Source organism: Corynebacterium sp. A21 (assembly GCF_052266655.1).
Lineage (GTDB): Bacteria > Actinomycetota > Actinomycetes > Mycobacteriales > Mycobacteriaceae > Corynebacterium.
This window is the reverse complement of sequence record NZ_JBQPQY010000007.1, coordinates 65,306-81,846: the sequence shown is the minus strand read 5'-3', so window position 1 is coordinate 81,846 and position 16,541 is coordinate 65,306. Positions and strand designations below refer to the sequence as shown.

At 64.3% G+C, this 16,541-nt stretch carries 14 protein-coding genes; 8 read left to right on the top strand and 6 right to left on the bottom strand.

What is annotated here, in order from left to right:
- Window positions 1–32 precede the first annotated feature (32 nt).
- The 6 genes from pyrE (at window position 33) to ACTU46_RS11190 (ending at window position 5,743) form a co-directional block, all read left to right on the top strand.
- On the top strand, window positions 33–587 hold the full coding sequence (gene pyrE, locus ACTU46_RS11215) for an orotate phosphoribosyltransferase (RefSeq protein ID WP_443381758.1): 555 nt from the start codon (window positions 33–35) through the stop codon (window positions 585–587).
- A gap of 25 nt (window positions 588–612) precedes the next feature.
- Window positions 613–1,278, top strand: a complete 666-nt coding sequence (locus tag ACTU46_RS11210) for a TrmH family RNA methyltransferase (RefSeq protein ID WP_443381805.1) — start codon at window positions 613–615, stop codon at window positions 1,276–1,278.
- 61 nt (window positions 1,279–1,339) lie between these two features.
- Window positions 1,340–2,569 carry a glycoside hydrolase family 76 protein gene (locus ACTU46_RS11205; protein WP_443381757.1) on the top strand — a complete coding sequence of 410 codons (1,230 nt, stop codon included), beginning with the start codon at window positions 1,340–1,342 and terminating at the stop codon, window positions 2,567–2,569.
- Window positions 2,570–2,709: 140 nt separating this feature from the next.
- Entirely contained in the window at window positions 2,710–3,744 is a 1,035-nt protein-coding gene (gene fbaA, locus ACTU46_RS11200; protein WP_443381756.1) for a class II fructose-bisphosphate aldolase, read from the top strand.
- A gap of 42 nt (window positions 3,745–3,786) precedes the next feature.
- Entirely contained in the window at window positions 3,787–4,983 is a 1,197-nt protein-coding gene (locus ACTU46_RS11195; protein ID WP_443381755.1) for an FUSC family protein, read from the top strand.
- Between the two features lie 127 nt (window positions 4,984–5,110).
- Window positions 5,111–5,743, top strand: a complete 633-nt coding sequence (locus ACTU46_RS11190; protein ID WP_443381754.1) for a septum formation family protein — start codon at window positions 5,111–5,113, stop codon at window positions 5,741–5,743.
- Here the strand turns inward: ACTU46_RS11190 and ACTU46_RS11185 are convergent.
- The gene (locus tag ACTU46_RS11185) at window positions 5,740–6,738 is read right to left on the bottom strand and encodes a hypothetical protein (RefSeq protein WP_443381753.1); all 999 of its coding nucleotides are present in this window, start codon (window positions 6,736–6,738) and stop codon (window positions 5,740–5,742) included. The genes ACTU46_RS11190 and ACTU46_RS11185 overlap by 4 nt on opposite strands.
- A gap of 155 nt (window positions 6,739–6,893) precedes the next feature.
- Here ACTU46_RS11185 and ACTU46_RS11180 point away from each other — a divergent pair, with 155 nt between their 5' ends.
- On the top strand, window positions 6,894–8,186 hold the full coding sequence (locus tag ACTU46_RS11180; protein WP_443381752.1) for an adenylosuccinate synthase: 1,293 nt from the start codon (window positions 6,894–6,896) through the stop codon (window positions 8,184–8,186).
- Between the two features lie 97 nt (window positions 8,187–8,283).
- Here ACTU46_RS11180 and ACTU46_RS11175 read toward each other — a convergent pair whose 3' ends face one another.
- The 3 genes from ACTU46_RS11175 to ACTU46_RS11165 form a co-directional block, all read right to left on the bottom strand.
- Window positions 8,284–9,810, bottom strand: coding sequence for an MFS transporter (locus ACTU46_RS11175; RefSeq protein WP_443381751.1), 1,527 nt, complete (start codon window positions 9,808–9,810; stop codon window positions 8,284–8,286).
- A gap of 133 nt (window positions 9,811–9,943) precedes the next feature.
- Window positions 9,944–11,440: an MFS transporter gene (locus tag ACTU46_RS11170; protein WP_443381750.1), complete on the bottom strand. Its 1,497-nt coding sequence runs from the start codon at window positions 11,438–11,440 to the stop codon at window positions 9,944–9,946.
- A complete protein-coding gene (locus ACTU46_RS11165) occupies window positions 11,440–12,666 on the bottom strand; it encodes an amidohydrolase (protein WP_443381749.1) in 1,227 nt (408 codons plus the stop codon). The genes ACTU46_RS11170 and ACTU46_RS11165 overlap by 1 nt, the downstream gene beginning before the upstream one ends.
- 195 nt (window positions 12,667–12,861) lie before the next feature.
- Here ACTU46_RS11165 and purT point away from each other — a divergent pair, with 195 nt between their 5' ends.
- Window positions 12,862–14,076, top strand: a complete 1,215-nt coding sequence (gene purT / locus ACTU46_RS11160) for a formate-dependent phosphoribosylglycinamide formyltransferase (RefSeq protein WP_443381748.1) — start codon at window positions 12,862–12,864, stop codon at window positions 14,074–14,076.
- 18 nt (window positions 14,077–14,094) lie between these two features.
- Here the strand turns inward: purT and ACTU46_RS11155 are convergent, their stop codons facing one another.
- On the bottom strand, window positions 14,095–14,616 hold the full coding sequence (locus ACTU46_RS11155; RefSeq protein WP_443381747.1) for a GNAT family N-acetyltransferase: 522 nt from the start codon (window positions 14,614–14,616) through the stop codon (window positions 14,095–14,097).
- A gap of 99 nt (window positions 14,617–14,715) precedes the next feature.
- Entirely contained in the window at window positions 14,716–16,083 is a 1,368-nt protein-coding gene (locus tag ACTU46_RS11150) for an FAD-dependent oxidoreductase (protein WP_443381746.1), read from the bottom strand.
- Window positions 16,084–16,541 lie beyond the last annotated feature (458 nt).

Below are 16,541 nucleotides of genomic sequence, written 5' to 3'. Positions count from 1 at the left end.
GTTCTTGTTCCTTATCGCCTGAGGAGGCCATCATGAACCGACCTGACCTGGATGCCCGACAGCTCGCCGAACTCGCCGAGCTCGTCAAAGAACTTGCCGTGGTCCACGGCAAGGTGACCCTCTCCTCGGGTAGTGAGGCTGATTATTATGTTGACCTGCGCCGCGCCACCCTGCACCACCGCGCCTCCCGCCTGATCGGTCAGCTGCTGCGCCAGGCCACCGCCGACTGGGACTTCGTCGCCGTCGGCGGGCTGACCCTGGGCGCAGACCCAGTGGCCACCGCGGTGATGCACGCTGAAGGCCGGGCGATCGATTCCTTCGTGGTGCGCAAGGAAACCAAGAAGCACGGCATGCAGCGCCGCGTCGAAGGCCCGGACATTGTGGGCAAGAAGGTCCTGGTCGTCGAGGACACCACCACCACCGGCAACTCCCCGCTCACGGCCGTGGCGGCGCTGCGTGAAGCTGGCGCCGAGGTCATCGGGGTGGCCACCGTCGTGGACCGCGCCACCGGTGCGGACCAGGTCATCGCCGAGGCTGGCCTGGAGTACCGCTACCTGCTGGGCCTCGAGGACCTCGATCTTGCCTGAGTCGTCTGAGTCACAGCCTGAGTCCCTGCCGGAGAACACCCCCGGTCCGACCGAGTGGGGGCAGGGGCGCCACGGCGTCGGCCCCTGGGCCGAGGAACATCCCGGGCAGCCGCTTCCCACAGATCCGCGTTTCGACGCCGACCTGCTCGCCGAGGGCGACCGTCGCAACGTGGTTGACGCCTACCGTTATTGGACCCGCGAGGCGATCGTCGCAGACATTGACACCCGACGTCATCCGCTGCACATCGCGATCGAGAACTTCGAGAATGACGCCAATATCGGGACCGTGGTGCGCACCGCCAACGCCTTTGCCGTGGACACCGTCCACATTGTCGGACGACGTCGCTGGAACCGGCGCGGTGCGATGGTCACCGACCGCTACCAGCACCTGATGCACCACCCCGATGTGGAATCCCTGCTGACCTGGGCGATCCGCCATGACCTCACCGTGGTGGCCATCGACAACACCCCGGGTTCGATTCCCCTGGAGACCGCAGCGCTGCCGCGGGAATGCCTGTTGCTCTTCGGCCAGGAAGGCCCCGGGGTCAGTGCGGCGGCACAGGAGGGCGCACTGATGACCTGCTCGATCGCGCAGTTCGGCTCCACCCGTTCGATCAACGCCGGGGTGGCGGCGGGGATCGCGATGCACAGCTGGATCCGGCAGCACGGTGACCCTGACGGTGCCCGCTAATAATCGTTACGATGAGGTAACGAAGATTGTCCGGGATCCTCACCAGGAGTGAAGAGCTACAGTGCTTGAGAAATGGGCGCACCGCGCCGACCTCGCCGAAGCGGCCATCAATGAGAGACACGCCGGTCGGCTGTGGGGTCTGCCCGGCACCAACCTGGCGGTGGTCAGTTGGCCGCCCACGGGTAAGGAATCCCTCTTCCTCCACTGGCACTACTGGTGGCAGGCGCACTACCTCGACTGTCTGGTCGATGCGGCCGCCCGCCGGGCCACCCCGAGCCGCCAGCAACGGATCCGGCGGACCATGAAATCCATCCGGATCCGCAATCTGGGCAAACTGAGCAACAACCGCTACTACGATGACAAAGCATGGCTGGCGCTCTCGCTGGCCCGGGCCGATAAACTCAAGAAGGTCAAGGCCCCGAAATCGCTCGGTGCCCTCGAATTCGATATCATCGCCGGCATCGACGGCCTGACCGGGGTGCTGCCCTGGCGCACCGGGGAAACCTACTACAACACCCCGACCAACGGACCTGCAGCCATCATGATGGCGCGCACCGGACGCCTGGACCAGGCCACCCGCATCGTCGACTGGATCTTTGACACCCTGCTCACCGAGGACGGGCTGATCGCCGATGGGCTGCGGATGCGGATGCATGGCCCGGAGATCGTCAAGGACATCCACCCCTACTGCCAGGGCGTGATGCTGGGGGCCTGCCTCGAGATCGCCCTGAACCTGCGGGAACGGGCCGGTTTCGGGCACACCGAGGAGATCAAGGATCTCGCTGATGCCGAGCGCGCCGATGAGGCGATGCCTTACATCACCCACATCCGTTCCCTGGTGCACGCCATCGCCCGGCACATGGCCAACCAGGACGGCGTCATCGACTGGGATACCGGTGACGGTGACGGCGGGCTCTTCAAGGGCATCCTGATGCGCTACCTCGCCGATGTGGCCATCCGGTTGCCCGCGGATAACCCGGCGAACAAGACTGTCCGGCGGATCGCCGCCCGCATGGTGCTGGGGAGTGCGGAGAGCGTATGGAATAACCGTCTGGAGGTGGACGGGCTGCCCGTATTCGCCACTGACTGGACCGAAAGTGCCCGATTGCCGCATAACTACGGACTTTCCTCCACCACGCTCTCGGAGCGGGTCGGCGCGATCAGGATTGCCGAACGCGACCTGTCGGTGCAGCTCTCCGGTTGGATGCTCATTGAGGCGGCGGCGCGAGTGGCGGCTGATGTGGAATTGGACGGGGCCACCCCATCGGGGGAGTCCAAGCGTGGTTCGTAGCACAGTGGGGTGGGGATCACCCTCATCACGAGAAATTCGCCTGCGACACAGGCATACTGGTGGCGGGCAGACGGATCCGAGCTATAAACCGGGACCGTCTCACAGCACCTGAAAAAACTTCTGATGGAGGAACCACCACAATGCCTATCGCAACCCCTGAGGTTTATAACGAGATGCTTGATCGCGCCAAGGCGGGCGGCTTCGCCTTCCCTGCGATCAACTGCACCTCCTCTGAGACGATCAACGCCGCACTGAAGGGTTTCGCGGAGGCTGAGTCCGACGGCATCATCCAGTTCTCCACCGGTGGCGCCCAGTTCGGTTCCGGCCTGGCCGTGAAGAATATGGTGGCCGGCGCCACCTCCCTGGCCGCCTTCGCCCACGAGGCCGCCAAGCACTACGGCATCAACGTGGCACTGCACACCGACCACTGCCAGAAGGAGGTGCTCGATGAGTATGTTCGTCCGCTGATCGCCATCTCCCAGGAGCGCGTCGACCGCGGCGAGCTGCCCCTGTTCCAGTCCCACATGTGGGATGGCTCCGCCGTGGCGATCGATGAGAACCTCTCCATCGCGCAGGAGCTGCTGGAGAAGGCCCGCAAGGCCAACATCATCCTTGAGGTGGAGATCGGTGTCGTCGGCGGCGAGGAGGACGGTGTCGAGGCCACGGCCGGCGCCAACCTCTACACCACCGCTGATGATTTCGAGAAGACCATCGACGCCATCGGTACCGGCGAGCACGGCCGCTACCTGCTGGCCGCGACCTTCGGCAACGTCCACGGCGTCTACAAGCCGGGCAACGTCAAGCTGCGTCCGGAGATCCTCCTCGAGGGTCAGCAGGTCGCCCGTAAGAAGCTGGGTCTGGGCGAGGACACCCTGCCCTTCGACTTCGTCTTCCACGGTGGCTCCGGCTCCGAGAAGGAGAAGATCGAGGAGGCCCTGCGCTACGGCGTCATCAAGATGAACGTCGACACCGACACCCAGTACGCCTTCACCCGCCCGATCGCGGCTCACATGCTCGCCAACTACGACGGCGTCCTGAAGATCGACGGCGAGGTCGGCAACAAGAAGTTCTACGACCCGCGCTCCTACCTGAAGAAGGCCGAGCAGTCCATGTCCGAGCGCGTCCTGGAGTCCTGCCAGGACCTGCACTCGGTGGGCAAGTCCGTCAGCAAGTAGCAACTCCGCCGCGAGTCGCCCGGGCCGACTAATGTGAGGGCCATGCCCAAGCAGAGAATCGGCACATTGGAGCGGCTCCGGGATCTCGATGACTCCCTGCACGCCCGTGCACGCCGCGTATACAAACGACGGCTGTCGGTGCTGCAGGGAGCACTTGCCGCAGGTGGGGCCTACTGGGTCGCCCAAGCCCTCTTCGGCCATGAGCAGCCCTTCTTCGCCCCCATCGCCGCCGTAATCATCCTCGGCCTGACCGGCGGCGAGCGCGTCAAGCGCGCGGTGGAACTCTCCCTCGGCTGTGCCGTGGGCGTGGGGCTGGGAGATCTGTTGATCTCCATCATTGGCTCCGGCGGTTGGCAGATTACCGTGGTGGTCGGCGCTTCCCTGCTGGTGGCCTCCTTCCTGTCGAAGGCGCCACTGGTGAGCAACCAGGTCGCCATCGGTTCCATCCTGATCGCCACGATCATGCCGCCCGGCTCCGCTGACGGTTTTGACCGCATGTTCGACGCCCTGATCGGCGGCGCCACTGCGATCGCGATCATCGCGATCATCCCCACCTCCCCCCTGAGCGCGGGGCGCCAGGAGGTCTCCAAGGTGCTCGGTATCGTCGCCAGTGTGCTTCACGACGTCGCGCTCGCCCTCCGGGAGGGCGACACCAAGGCCCTTGATGAGGCGCTGAATGCGGTGCGCGGCACCCAGCAGGACATCAACACCATGCTCGCCGCCGGCAAGACCGCCCGGGAAACCACCACCGTTTCGCCGCTGCTATGGAGCGAGCGAAGGCGGGTGCGTTCCCTGGAACGCATCCTCACCCCGGTGGACAACACCATCCGCAATGTCCGGGTGCTCGCCCGCCGCGCACTGGTGCTCACCGAGGACGGCGACACGATTGCTCCGGTGCAGATCGAGATCATCGATGAACTCTCGGATATCTCCCTGGCGCTTTCCGGGGTGTATGAGAAGAACGCAGTAGTCATCGAGGCCACCGAGATCCCCGAGCTCGTCCACCGGCTACGCGTGCTCGGCGCCCGCTCCGAGGTCTCGGTGGCGGAGGGCAAGGTGCTCTCGGCGCAGGCGATGCTCGCGCAGTCCCGCTCAATCATCGTTGATCTGCTCCAGGTCTGCGGCATGTCCCGGGAATCCTCGGTGGCGGTCCTCTCACCCTCATCCGAGACCCCGGCCTTCCCGCCGGAGGTATGGTCAGACGATGATTTTGAGGAGCCCGGCACCGAGGACCGGTAGCGGTGGGCCGGCGTGTGGCAGATGTCAGATGGATAACATTTTCATGATCAATTGGTGGGGCAGTGGGCACTCAGGATAGTTTCTTTTAAGAGATGCACATCACAATGAAGAACTGAGGTCCGCCGCCATGATCACCCGCCGTCTGCTCGCCACCACCGTCAGTCTCTCCGCCGCCTTCCTGCTCGTCGGCTGCAGCAGCATCTACTCGGCTGTCCAATCAGTCACCGGATCTGATTCCACGGAGGCGAGCTCTGCCAGCGCCACCCCGGCGACCACCGCCCTGGACACCACGAGCTCAGCGAGCACCAGTACGCAGGCCCCGACGGCGGAGAGCTCTGCTCCGGAAAGTCCCGCGAGCACGGCACCCGCCCCGGCTGAGGAACTGGACATCTTCGATGTGCAGGTGGGCGACTGCGTGGAAGACATCCACGCTATCGGCCAGACCGACGCGGGGGAGGGCGTGAACACCCTGGGCATCATTGACTGCGAACAACCCCATAACGCCGAGCTCTACCACCTGAGTGACGTGGGTGGAGACAGCGCAGAAATCCCCCCGGAGCAGGAACTCTCCGAGCAGGCGAACCAGATCTGCCTGGACGCCTTCGAGGGGTATGTGGGCACCCCCTACCTGCAATCCGAGCTGGACTTCACCCTTTTCCTACCGACTGCGGAATCCTGGCGCTATGGCGACCGGGAGGTCATGTGCCTGATCACCTCCGTGGAACCGGTCGCGGGCAGTGCGCAGGGGAATGTGCTTTAGAGCCGCACGATCTGCAGGTCCCGTAGGTGGCGGTAGAAGGTGGAACGCTTCACCGCCCGCTTGCTGCGCACCCCATCGACGGTGACCGCCAACTCCGGACCGCCGGCCTGCACCGCCCGCCCGGTCTTGAGTGACGCCGGAGCGACCAGTCCGGTGCGGGCCGGGGCAGTGCGAAGTGCCCCGGCGAAAAGTCTGCCCTGGCTGAGTTGCTGCAGGCGCTCCGGGGAGAGTCGACCTGCCAGCCAGGTGCCGAGGCCGGCCGCCGGGGCGTCGTCAAGCGGGGCGGCGGGGGAGGTGGCGCGCACCGCGGCAATACCGGGGGCATCGGTCATCGGGACCAGCCGGGTGCCGAAGGCCCCGTGGAAGCGGACGGCCGGGTCGCCCTCGTGGCGGACGAGGATGGCGTCATCGACGATGATTTCCCCGGTGAACTCGGCATTATCCCAGTTGGTGATCGTGGCAGAACCGGCGACCGCCAGACCGGTGTCCGTGCGGATCAACGGTACCGGGCGGACCGGACCCGCCACCGCGATCTCCAGGGCGGCCGCGCGATCGGTGGGGATCGCCCAGTTCAAGGCCGCTGGGCTGGACTCTTCAGTGGGGACATAGCCGACCTCCGCCCAGAGGTAATCTGCCCGCATCATGCGGGTCAGCACCGCAGCCAGCGCGGCATCGCTGCCGATGACGATCACCCGGAGACGCTCCGCCGGCTGCTGCGGGGCTGGCTTCGGGGTGCCCAGGTGCGCCACATCGGGTTGGGCGGAAATCTCATCCAGCGAAGGGGTGGGGTCCGCCGGCAGGATGTCCTTGGCCATCTCATCGAGGAAGTGCAGTTCCTTGCGGGCCGGTACCGCGCTGAGCAGGTGGTGGGAGAGGCGGGTTTCCGGGATGTCACGGCGGCGGAGAATCTCCGTCACCGCCCCCTCCTCGGGGGTGCTATTGTGTGTGTCCTCGTGACTGGTGTCGGAGTCACAGTGCAGAACCATCAGAGCCATGGTCAGCAATTCTACGTGGCGGCATATACGTCCTTGTCGGTGCGGCTGTTAGAATTTGTTAACGTCCTTGTCATGCAGTGCCCCGGGAGCCGGAAACGGCTGACCCCAGGCCAACCAGCATGACGAACACAAGCGATCGGATGTGACGTAAACCAATGGCTGCAATCGTGATTGTCGGCGCACAATGGGGCGACGAAGGTAAGGGAAAGGCCACGGACATTCTGGGTGGCCGCGTTGACTACGTGGTCAAGCCCAATGGTGGCAACAACGCGGGGCACACCGTGGTTGTCGGCGGTGAGAAGTATGAGCTCAAGCTCCTTCCCGCCGGCATCCTCTCCGAGAACGCCGTCCCGATCCTGGGCAATGGTGTGGTCATCAACCTGGAGGCGCTCTTCGAGGAGATCGAGGGGCTTGAGGCCCGCGGTGCCGATGCCTCCCGCCTGCGGATCTCCGCCAACGCCCACCTCGTGGCCCCTTACCACCAGGTCCTGGACCGGGTGCAGGAGCGCTTCCTGGGCAAGCGGGCCATCGGCACCACCGGCCGCGGCATCGGACCGAGCTACGCCGACAAGGTCTCCCGCGTCGGTATCCGGGTGCAGGACCTCTTCGATGAGTCCATCCTGCGCCAGAAGATTGAGTCCGCCCTCGAGGTGAAGAACCAGACCCTGGTCAAGATGTACAACCGCAAGGCGATTGTCGCCGAGGAGATCGTCCAGTACTTCCTGGGCTACGCCGAGCGCCTCCGCCCGATGATGATCGACTCGGAGTTCGTGCTGAACACCGCACTCGATGCCGGCAAGCACGTCCTCATGGAGGGCGGCCAGGCCACCATGCTCGACGTGGACCACGGCACCTACCCCTTCGTCACCTCCTCCAACCCGACCGCCGGCGGCGCCTGCGTCGGTTCCGGGGTGGGCCCGACGAAGATCACCTCCTCGCTGGGGATCATCAAGGCCTACACCACCCGTGTCGGTGCCGGTCCTTTCCCGACGGAGCTCTTCGACAAGTGGGGGGAGTACCTGCAGACCGTCGGCGGTGAGATCGGTGTGAACACCGGCCGTAAGCGTCGCTGTGGCTGGTATGACTCCGTGATCGCCCGCTACGCCTCCCGCGTCAACGGCTTCACCGATTACTTCCTGACCAAGCTTGACGTGCTCACCGGTATCGGCGAGATCCCGATCTGTGTGGCCTACGAGGTGGATGGTGTCCGCCATGACGAGATGCCGATGACCCAGTCGGAGTTCCACCACGCCACGCCGATCTTCGAGACCATGCCCGCCTGGGATGAGGACATCACCGGCTGCACCACCTTCGAGGAACTCCCCGAGAAGGCCCAGAACTATGTCCGCCGCCTGGAGGAGCTCTCCGGAGCTCGTTTCTCCTATATCGGTGTCGGCCCGGGCCGCGATCAGACCATCGTCCTCCACGATGTGCTGGAAGGTCAGTAACACCAGCGAACTCCACTGAGACAAGAGGACGGGGCACCTGCCGGAACCATGGCGGGTGCCCCGTCCCGGTTGTGCCCGGAGCCGGGTCTCAGGGTGGTCAGTGCCCCGGATGCTGTTCCGGGTGCGCCGGATGGGGTTGGTTATCCAACTGCTTGAAGGTTCGACCCTGCTGGGGGATGATCACCAGGATGGCGATCAGCGCACCCAATGCCAGCACCGCGTTAAACCCCACGCTGACCATCCCGGCGGTACGGATCAGCACATTGTCCTGATTGCCCACGAACTCCACATACTCCCCGATCAGGGGCAGAGAGGTGTTGCTGACCAGGGTGAAAATCGCGGAGGAGAGGGCGACACCGAAGGCCGCCCCCAGGGAAGAAGCCATCTTGAACACACCGGCACCGGATCCTGCCTTCTCTTCGGGCAGGGAGGAGAGTGCGGTATCAGTGGCCGGGGTGGCGAAGAACGCCAGCCCCAGACCATAAAAGGCGAAGCTGATGGTGGCGAGGACGATGTAGCTGACCTGCGTCAGCGAGGTGGGCAGCAGCATGATGATGGCGATGAAGATGATGCCGGCCCCCAGCGCCATGGGCTTGCGGGGGCCGACCTTCTGCAGCATCTTCTCGCCGACCCGGATGAACAGGATCACGCAGACGGCGTAGCCGACGGTGACATATCCGGCTGAGGCCGCGGACATCCCACCGGCGAATTGGAGAGTCCACAGGGTCACCGTCATGACGCCGATACTGGCGTTGAGCAGGGTGTTCGCAATCACTGCGCCGGTGAAGGAGCGGTCCTTAAACAGTCCGAAGTCCACGAAGGCATCTTCCTTGCCCCGCTCGGCACGGATGAAGACGAACAACCCGATGACCGTGACCACGATCAGCGCCAGAATCAGCGGGTGGGTCCACCCGAGAACGAATCCCTGGGCGGCCAGGACCTGTGCCGCGAGCAGCGTGATCATCAGGGAGGCCAGGCCGAGATAATCCATCTTGCGGTGGGCGGCCGACGCGGGCCTGGACTCCGGGATGCTGCGCACCAGCAGACCTGCGATCACCGCAATGATGATCGAGAGGAGGAAGATGCCGCGCCACCCGATGGCGGTGCCGGACAGATAGCCACCGAAGATGGCCGAGAGTCCGGAACCACCGAAGGTACCCATGGACCAGAGGGAGATGGCGCGTTGCCGCTGCGCCCCCTCCCAGTAGGTCTTGAGCAGGGCGAGGCTGGTAGGCATGATGAAGGCACTGGAGACACCCTGCAGGGCGCGGCCGAGCAGCATCATCGGGCTGGCCAGGGGGCCGAAAGCGGAGATGATCAGCAGGCAGGCGAGGATGCTCAACACCAGGCCGAACAGCAGGATCTTCACCCGGCCGAGGCGGTCGCCCAGATTGCCGCCGAGCACGATGAACATGCCGGTGAACAGTGCCGCCAGGGAGATCGCGGTGTTCATGGTCGGGGTGGAGACCCCGGTGTCCGCCGCCATGATCGGGCCGATGTTCAGTGCGGTCTGGGCGAAGAGGAAGAAGGTTATCACCGAGAGCACCAGACCCAGTAGGGCCCGGTCATTTCCGGCGTAGGGAGGGGGTGATTCCGGGATTCTCGCTTCGGTGGTGGCGGCCATCAGCTTCCCTTTCGGAGTGGAGTGAGGCTCTTATCCCAAGTTTAAGGGCCGCTGTGCAGCATGAGCGACACCCCGGTTCAGGTGGTTGATCATGCCCCGGATGCCTGGGAACACCGCGGGTGATCCAGGAAAACTAGCTGGCCTGCGGCTTCACCAGCTCATCTTCAGCCTCGGCGTCCTTCTGCTGCTTCGGGATGAAGATGATGATGGAGATCAGGGCGGCGATCGCCATCAGGGCGTTGAAGGCCAGGCCGACCATACCGGCCTCACGGACCGCGAGGTTGTCCTGGCGGCCGGAGAACTCGACAGCAGCACCGATGGCTTCGAAGCCGGTCGCGGACATGGCGGTGAAGATCGCGGCGGAGATGGCCACGCCGAAGGCAGCACCCAGGGAGGAAGCCATCTTGTAGATACCGGAACCGGCACCCGCCTGATCATCCGGCAGGTTGGTCAGGGCGGCATCGGTGGAGGGGGTGGCATAGAAGGCCAGGCCCAGACCGAAGAGCGAGTAGGCGATGGCAGCCAGGATCAGGTACTGCCACTGCAGGGTATGGGTGGCCATGAGCAGCAGGATCGAGGCCAGCACAATCAGGGTGCCCCACATCATCGGCTTACGCGGGCCGAAGCGCTGCAGCAGCTTCTCGCCGACCCGGATGAAGGCAATGATGAAGATGGCGTAGCCGACGGTCAGATAACCGGCGGTGGCGGCGGACATCCCGGCCGCACCCTGCAATACCCAGAGGGAGACCGTCAGGGCACCGGCGGTGCCGTTGATCAGGAAGTTTGAGATCGTGGCACCGGTGAACACGGTGTTCTTGAAGAGATTGAAGTTCACGAAGGGGGCGTCGATCTTCATCTCGGTGTTGATGAAGACACCGAAGGCGATGATGAAGACACCCACCAGAGCCCAGGTGATCAGGTTGGTCCAGCCGATCGCGGAACCCTGGGTGACCACGATGAGCAGGGCGGCCAGGCCAACAGCCATCGCGATGATGCCCACCCAGTCGGTCTTGCTGGTGCGCCCGGCGGCCGGGGCGGACTCCGGGATCTGGCGCATCAGCAGGATCGAGATGACCGAGACGACGGCGCAGATGATGAAGATGGAGCGCCAGCCCAGCACGGTGGAGGCCATGAAGCCACCGAAGATGGCGGTCAGGCCCGAACCACCCCAGGAACCGATGGACCACATGGAGACCGCACGCTGGCGGGCGGGGCCATCCCAGTAGACCTTCAGCAGCGCCATGGTGGAAGGCATGATGGAACCAGCGGCCAGCCCCTGGAGGATACGGCCCAGGAGGATCATCGGGGTGGCGGCATCACCGAAGGCGAAGGCGATCAGCAGGGAGCCGATGATGTTGAGGATATTACCGATCAGGACGACCTTGACGCGGCCGAACTTATCGCCGAGACCACCGAGCACCACGATGAACATGCCGGAGAACAGGGCGGAGAGCGAGATGGCGATGTTCATGACGGACATCGGCATGCCGACGTCCTCGGCCATCATCGGGCCGATGTTCATGGTGGTCTGGGCGAAGAGCCAGAAGGTGATGACCGCCAGGACGATACCCAGCAGGGCAACGTCATTGCCCTTGAATTCAGTGTTCTTGTTGGGGATGGCGGTGGTCATCAGGACTCCTTAACAAGCCACGGGGAAGCGGCGACGATGATGGCCTCGAGGCCGCGGTCCAGGGTGGGGTGGATATCGGGGGCGAAGAAGGGGGAGTGGTTGCCCGGCGCGTTCTCCTGATCGGCGAAACCACCGAGACCCCAGTAGGAGTAGGGCGAGTCGAAGGCATCGGGGATGATGGAGAAATCCTCGGAAGCCGGGATCGGGGCCAGATCGGTGGAGTTCTCACCGAAGTAGTCGTCGAAGGCGGCGCGGATCCTGGCGGTCGGCTCTTCGTGGTTCTCAGTCAGCGGATACTGATCGTAGTAGCGGAATTCCGGTTCCTTGGGGGAACGGGAAGCCTCGCATTCCTTGCGCACGATGCGCTCGATGGCCTCATGCAGGTGCTGTGCCACACCGGTGTCATAGGCGCGGGTGTTCAGCTGCAGCACCGCGGAGTCCGGGATGATGTTGGACTTGGTGCCGGAGTGGAAACTGCCGACGGTGACCACAGCGGTCTCCTGGGCGGCGATCTCCCGGGAGACGATGGTCTGCAGGCGGGTGACGATGGCGGCCCCGAGCACGATCGGGTCCACCCCCAGGTTCGGCATGGAACCATGGGAACCCTTGCCGTGGATGGTGATCTCGATGGAGGCCGCGGCGGAGAGCATCGCGCCGGGGCGGGTGCCCACGGAACCGCCGGGCAGGGAGCCCAGCACGTGCTGGCCCAGGTAGACATCGGGTTTGGGCAGCTTATCGACGATCCCGGCGGCCACCATGGCCTTGGCTCCGGCGGCGTTCTCCTCGGCAGGCTGGAAGACGGCGAGGAAGGTGCCGGCCCAGGCATCACGGTGGGCGTTAAGGAACTGGGCGGCCCCCAGCAGGGAGACGATGTGGACGTCATGGCCACAGGAGTGGGCGACCGGGGTCTCCACGCCGGTGTTCTCATCAACCTGGGTCACCCCCTCGGCGGCGTAATCCTTGCCGGACCGCTCAGCCATCGGCAGACCATCGATATCACCGCGCATCGCGACCACCGGGCCCTCACCGTTGTTGATCACGCCCACGACGCCGGTCTCGCCGATGCGGATGACCTCGATGCCATAGGCCTCGAGCTCCTCCTGAATCTTGGCGGCGGTCTGGTGCTCCTGCAGGGAAAGTTCGGGGTGCTGGTGGAAGTGCTTGTACAGTGCTTCCCGTGTTTCTCTGGTGGAATCGAGATCGGACAGAATCTGCTGAACTGACATGGGGCCTCCAATGCTCAGAAACTCGGTGGGTCTACCCCACGTTAGCCGCAGAATATGCTGGCTGCAGGACTTGTTAGGACAGGTGGAAGCCGCGGATAGGACCAGTACCTCCGCGCGGGCGGGGCAGGGAGATCGGGCCTTGCTGTGCGATAATCAGCGAAACCCACTTTCCGCGTCTAGGAGATCTGAACAACCGTGTATACCCCCGACCACATCGGCACCCCGCTTTCGGCGTCCGCGACCCGGGTGATGTTGCTGGGAGCCGGTGAACTGGGAAAAGAGATCGCAATCTCCTTCCAGCGACTGGGCGTGGAGGTCCATGCAGTCGACAGCTACCACGATGCCCCCGGGCACCAGGTCGCCCACGAGGGACATGTTGTTGATCTCAGCGACCCGGCCGCCATTCTCGAGTTGGTGGAGCAGGTCCGACCGCATCTGATTATCCCGGAACTGGAGTCGGTCGCGATTTCGGTGCTCGCCGAGATCGAGGCGGCCGAGATCGCCACGGTGATCCCCAATGCCAAGGCCGCTGAGTTGGCCCGCGACCGGGAGGCGATCCGTCGCCTGGCAGCCGAGCAGCTTGGCCTGCCGACCTCCGCCTACGCCATCGCCGCCGAGTACGGCGAGCTGGTCGCGGCCGTCGATAAGGTCGGTTTTCCCTGCGTGATCAAGCCGGTCTACGGCTCATCCGGCAGGGGGCAGTCCGTGGTGGACAATGAATCAGAGCTGGCGGCAGCCTGGGAGCATGCCTTCGAGGGCGCCCGCATTGCCGCGGACCGCGTGATCGTGGAACGATTCATCGACTTCGACTACGAGATCACTCTGCCCACGGTGCGTTCCATCGACCCCGAGACCGGCAAGGCCGCGACCTGGTTCTGCGAACCCATCGGGCACGTCCAACATGATGGTGACCTGGCAGAATGCTGGCAGCCGATCGCGATGCCCGCGGCCGCGCTGGACAATGCGCGTTCCGTGGCCGCGCGGATCAGCAATGCGCTCGGCGGGCGAGGGGTCTACGATATCGAGCTGTTCGTGGCCGGCGAGGATGTCTATTTCTCAGCCGTGAGCCCGCGGCCGCACGACACCGGCATGGTCACCCTGGCAACGCAGCGTTTCTCGGAGTTTGATCTCCACGTGCGCGCGATCCTGGGACTGCCGATCGATGTGACCCTGATTTCACCGGGTGCCTGCAGCGTCATCCGGGCCATCGATGAGGAAGGGCCGGTGACCTATCACGGTCTGGCCGAGGCACTGAGTGTGCCGGAAGCGGATGTGCGGCTCTTCGGCAAGCCGGTAGCCTACCCCGGGCGTCGCATGGGCGTGGCCCTGGCGACGGCGGAGAACGCAGAACTAGCCCGGGAACACGCCGATACGGCGGCCCGGGCCATGCGGCTGGAAGCCACCAATTAGGGCGGCTGAGGGGCAGGACTAGATGGCAGCCAGGGCCGGAAAACGCTCGGTCAGGATCGCGCCGTTCAGCTTCATCGGCAGGTGGGCCACCCCGGAGTCATCGAAGGCCTCACCGCAGACCTCGAAGCCGTAGCCCTCATAGTAGGACTGCAGCGGGGACTGGGCGGAGATGATGACATCCTTGCCCGGTGCCCGCTCGGCGGCGAAGCGCAGCGAATTCTCGATCAGCTCAGCGGCCAGGCCGGTGCCTCGCTCGGTGCTGGTCACGGCGATGCGACCGAGCCGGACGACCTCATCCCCGGCGAAGGTGTCGAGGTGGAGACGGGAGGCACCCACCAGTTCGCGGGAAACTTCGCCGTTGATCTTGGCGGCATTCCACGCGAGGACATGCATGGTGCCTTCGGCGGCGTCGATGTCTTCAATTTCCGCGTAGGCAGTGAGCTGCTCGTGGACGAAGATGTCCACGCGCAGCTTATAGAGTCGGTGAACCTCGAGCGAAGAGAGATCCGCGAGGTTGGAAACCGCATAGAAGATTGTCATGGGCGAGAAGTGTAAACCCCCCGCCCAATTAAACCAAAGCGGATTTCAGGGCTGCTCAGAATGTGTTTTTGGGGACGGATGGTACTACCCCCGAGGATTTCAGATCTCATATTCCGGGCCGGCGTGCTGGAGCATTTCATCCCACTCGACGATCTTCTTGCGCTCGCGGCCTTCAGCCTCGCCGAGGGCGCGTTCCGCGGCATCAAGCCGGTACCAGCCATCCCAGGTGGTCACGGCGATGCCGCGTTCCTTGAGCATGGTGGTCACGTCCTCGGAGGCCCGCTTGGTAGCCTCGGGAAGCATACCGGCGCTCCAATCGGCCAGCAGGATGTCGGTGGTCTCCTTGGCGTCGGACTTGGTGTTGCCGATCAGGCCGATCGGGCCACGCTTGATCCAGCCGGTGGCGTAGAGGCCAGGTACCGGCTCCCGAGACTCCAGATCGAGGACACGGCCACCATCATTGGGGATCACGGCGTTCTCATCATCGAAGGGGACATCATTGATCGCATCAGAGCGGTAGCCGACGGCGCGGTAGACGGCCTCGGACTTCCAGATGGTGAACTTGCCCGTGCCACGGACATTACCGTCGCCGGTCAGCTCCATGCGCTCGGTCTTGATTCCGGTGACGTGGCCATCCTCACCGATGACCTCAACCGGGGACTCCAGGAAGTGGATGTGCAGCTTGTGGGGGGCATCCGAAGGCTCGCGCATGGCGTACTGCTCGAGGGTCTGGCAGACCAGGTCCTGGGACTTGGAGGAACGACGGATTTCCTCGGAGGCGGCATCGTAGTCGATGTCCTCCGGGTTGACGATGACCTCGATGGTGGGGGAGTCATCGAGTTCCTTGAGCTCCTTCGGCGTGAACTTCGCCTGGGCCGGGCCACGGCGGCCGAACATGTGGACCACCTTCGCCCGGTTCTGGGAGAGGTTCTGGAACACATTGTCCGGAATCTCGGTGACCAGCAGCTCATCGGCGGTCTTGGCCAGAATGCGGGCGATGTCCAAGGCAACGTTACCCACGCCGATCACGGCGACATTCTCAGCGGAGAGGTCCCAATCACGGGCGAAGTCCGGGTTGCCGTCATAGAAACCGACGAACTGGCCGGCACCGTAGAACTCCGGCAGCTCCGAGCCCGGGATAGCCAGATGGCGGTCAGCGGTGGCGCCGGTGGAGAAGATGATGGCGTCGTAGTAATCGCGCATCTCCGCAACGGTGATGTCCTTGCCGATCTCAATATTGCCCAACAGCCGCAGCTCCGGCTTGTCCAGCACATTGTGCAGGGACTTGATGATGCCCTTGATGCGCGGGTGGTCCGGGGCGACACCGTAGCGGATCAGGCCGAAGGGGGCCGGCATGCGCTCGTACAGGTCAATACTGACCTCCGTGTCAGACTTGATAAGAAGGTCTGAGGCGTAGATTCCGGCGGGGCCGGCACCGACAACGGCGACACGCATGGGTCGTGACATGGTGAGGGGCATCCTGTTCTGACGTGGGGCTGAATATAGCCAGTCTACGTTGCCTGTGGAGGGGATGAAAGGTCACCCTTATAGGGGGCCTGGGTGATCGACGCCCGATTTATGTGCTGCTGGGCACGATTCAGATATCAGAAGATGATCTTGGGGGTCAGGTGCCGCGCCTGCGCAATAAGGTCAGGCGCATGGGTGTGCGCAGCGGCGCGCATACCCTTGATGGTGTGCGCAGTGGCGCGCAGCTCAGCGCCCGATCTGGTTGTGGGCTCAGGGATGCTGGACGCCGCTTATCCTGCAGTCTTGCAGCCCCACAGCCTGGCGGCCGTCGAGAATCGCAGCCCGCGAGGCGGATTTCTGCCGGACTCCGCGGTGGTGTTGCGGTGGTGTTGCGGTGGTGTTGCGGTGGTGAGGAGTGCAGGACGGTTTGGGTCATCGTGGCGACAAGATAGTCGGTG

What these genes read in the sequence shown, in the direction of transcription:
- ACTU46_RS11165 (WP_443381749.1), bottom strand. Translation starts at nt 12,666, where the DNA reads ATGTCAGTTCAGCAGATTCTGTCCGATCTCGATTCCACCAGAGAAACA.
- pyrE (WP_443381758.1), top strand. Translation starts at nt 33, where the DNA reads ATGAACCGACCTGACCTGGATGCCCGACAGCTCGCCGAACTCGCCGAG.
- ACTU46_RS11195 (WP_443381755.1), top strand. Translation starts at nt 3,787, where the DNA reads ATGCCCAAGCAGAGAATCGGCACATTGGAGCGGCTCCGGGATCTCGAT.
- fbaA (WP_443381756.1), top strand. Translation starts at nt 2,710, where the DNA reads ATGCCTATCGCAACCCCTGAGGTTTATAACGAGATGCTTGATCGCGCC.
- ACTU46_RS11175 (WP_443381751.1), bottom strand. Translation starts at nt 9,810, where the DNA reads ATGGCCGCCACCACCGAAGCGAGAATCCCGGAATCACCCCCTCCCTAC.
- ACTU46_RS11180 (WP_443381752.1), top strand. Translation starts at nt 6,894, where the DNA reads ATGGCTGCAATCGTGATTGTCGGCGCACAATGGGGCGACGAAGGTAAG.
- ACTU46_RS11170 (WP_443381750.1), bottom strand. Translation starts at nt 11,440, where the DNA reads ATGACCACCGCCATCCCCAACAAGAACACTGAATTCAAGGGCAATGAC.
- ACTU46_RS11190 (WP_443381754.1), top strand. Translation starts at nt 5,111, where the DNA reads ATGATCACCCGCCGTCTGCTCGCCACCACCGTCAGTCTCTCCGCCGCC.
- ACTU46_RS11185 (WP_443381753.1), bottom strand. Translation starts at nt 6,738, where the DNA reads ATGGCTCTGATGGTTCTGCACTGTGACTCCGACACCAGTCACGAGGAC.
- ACTU46_RS11150 (WP_443381746.1), bottom strand. Translation starts at nt 16,083, where the DNA reads ATGTCACGACCCATGCGTGTCGCCGTTGTCGGTGCCGGCCCCGCCGGA.
- ACTU46_RS11155 (WP_443381747.1), bottom strand. Translation starts at nt 14,616, where the DNA reads ATGACAATCTTCTATGCGGTTTCCAACCTCGCGGATCTCTCTTCGCTC.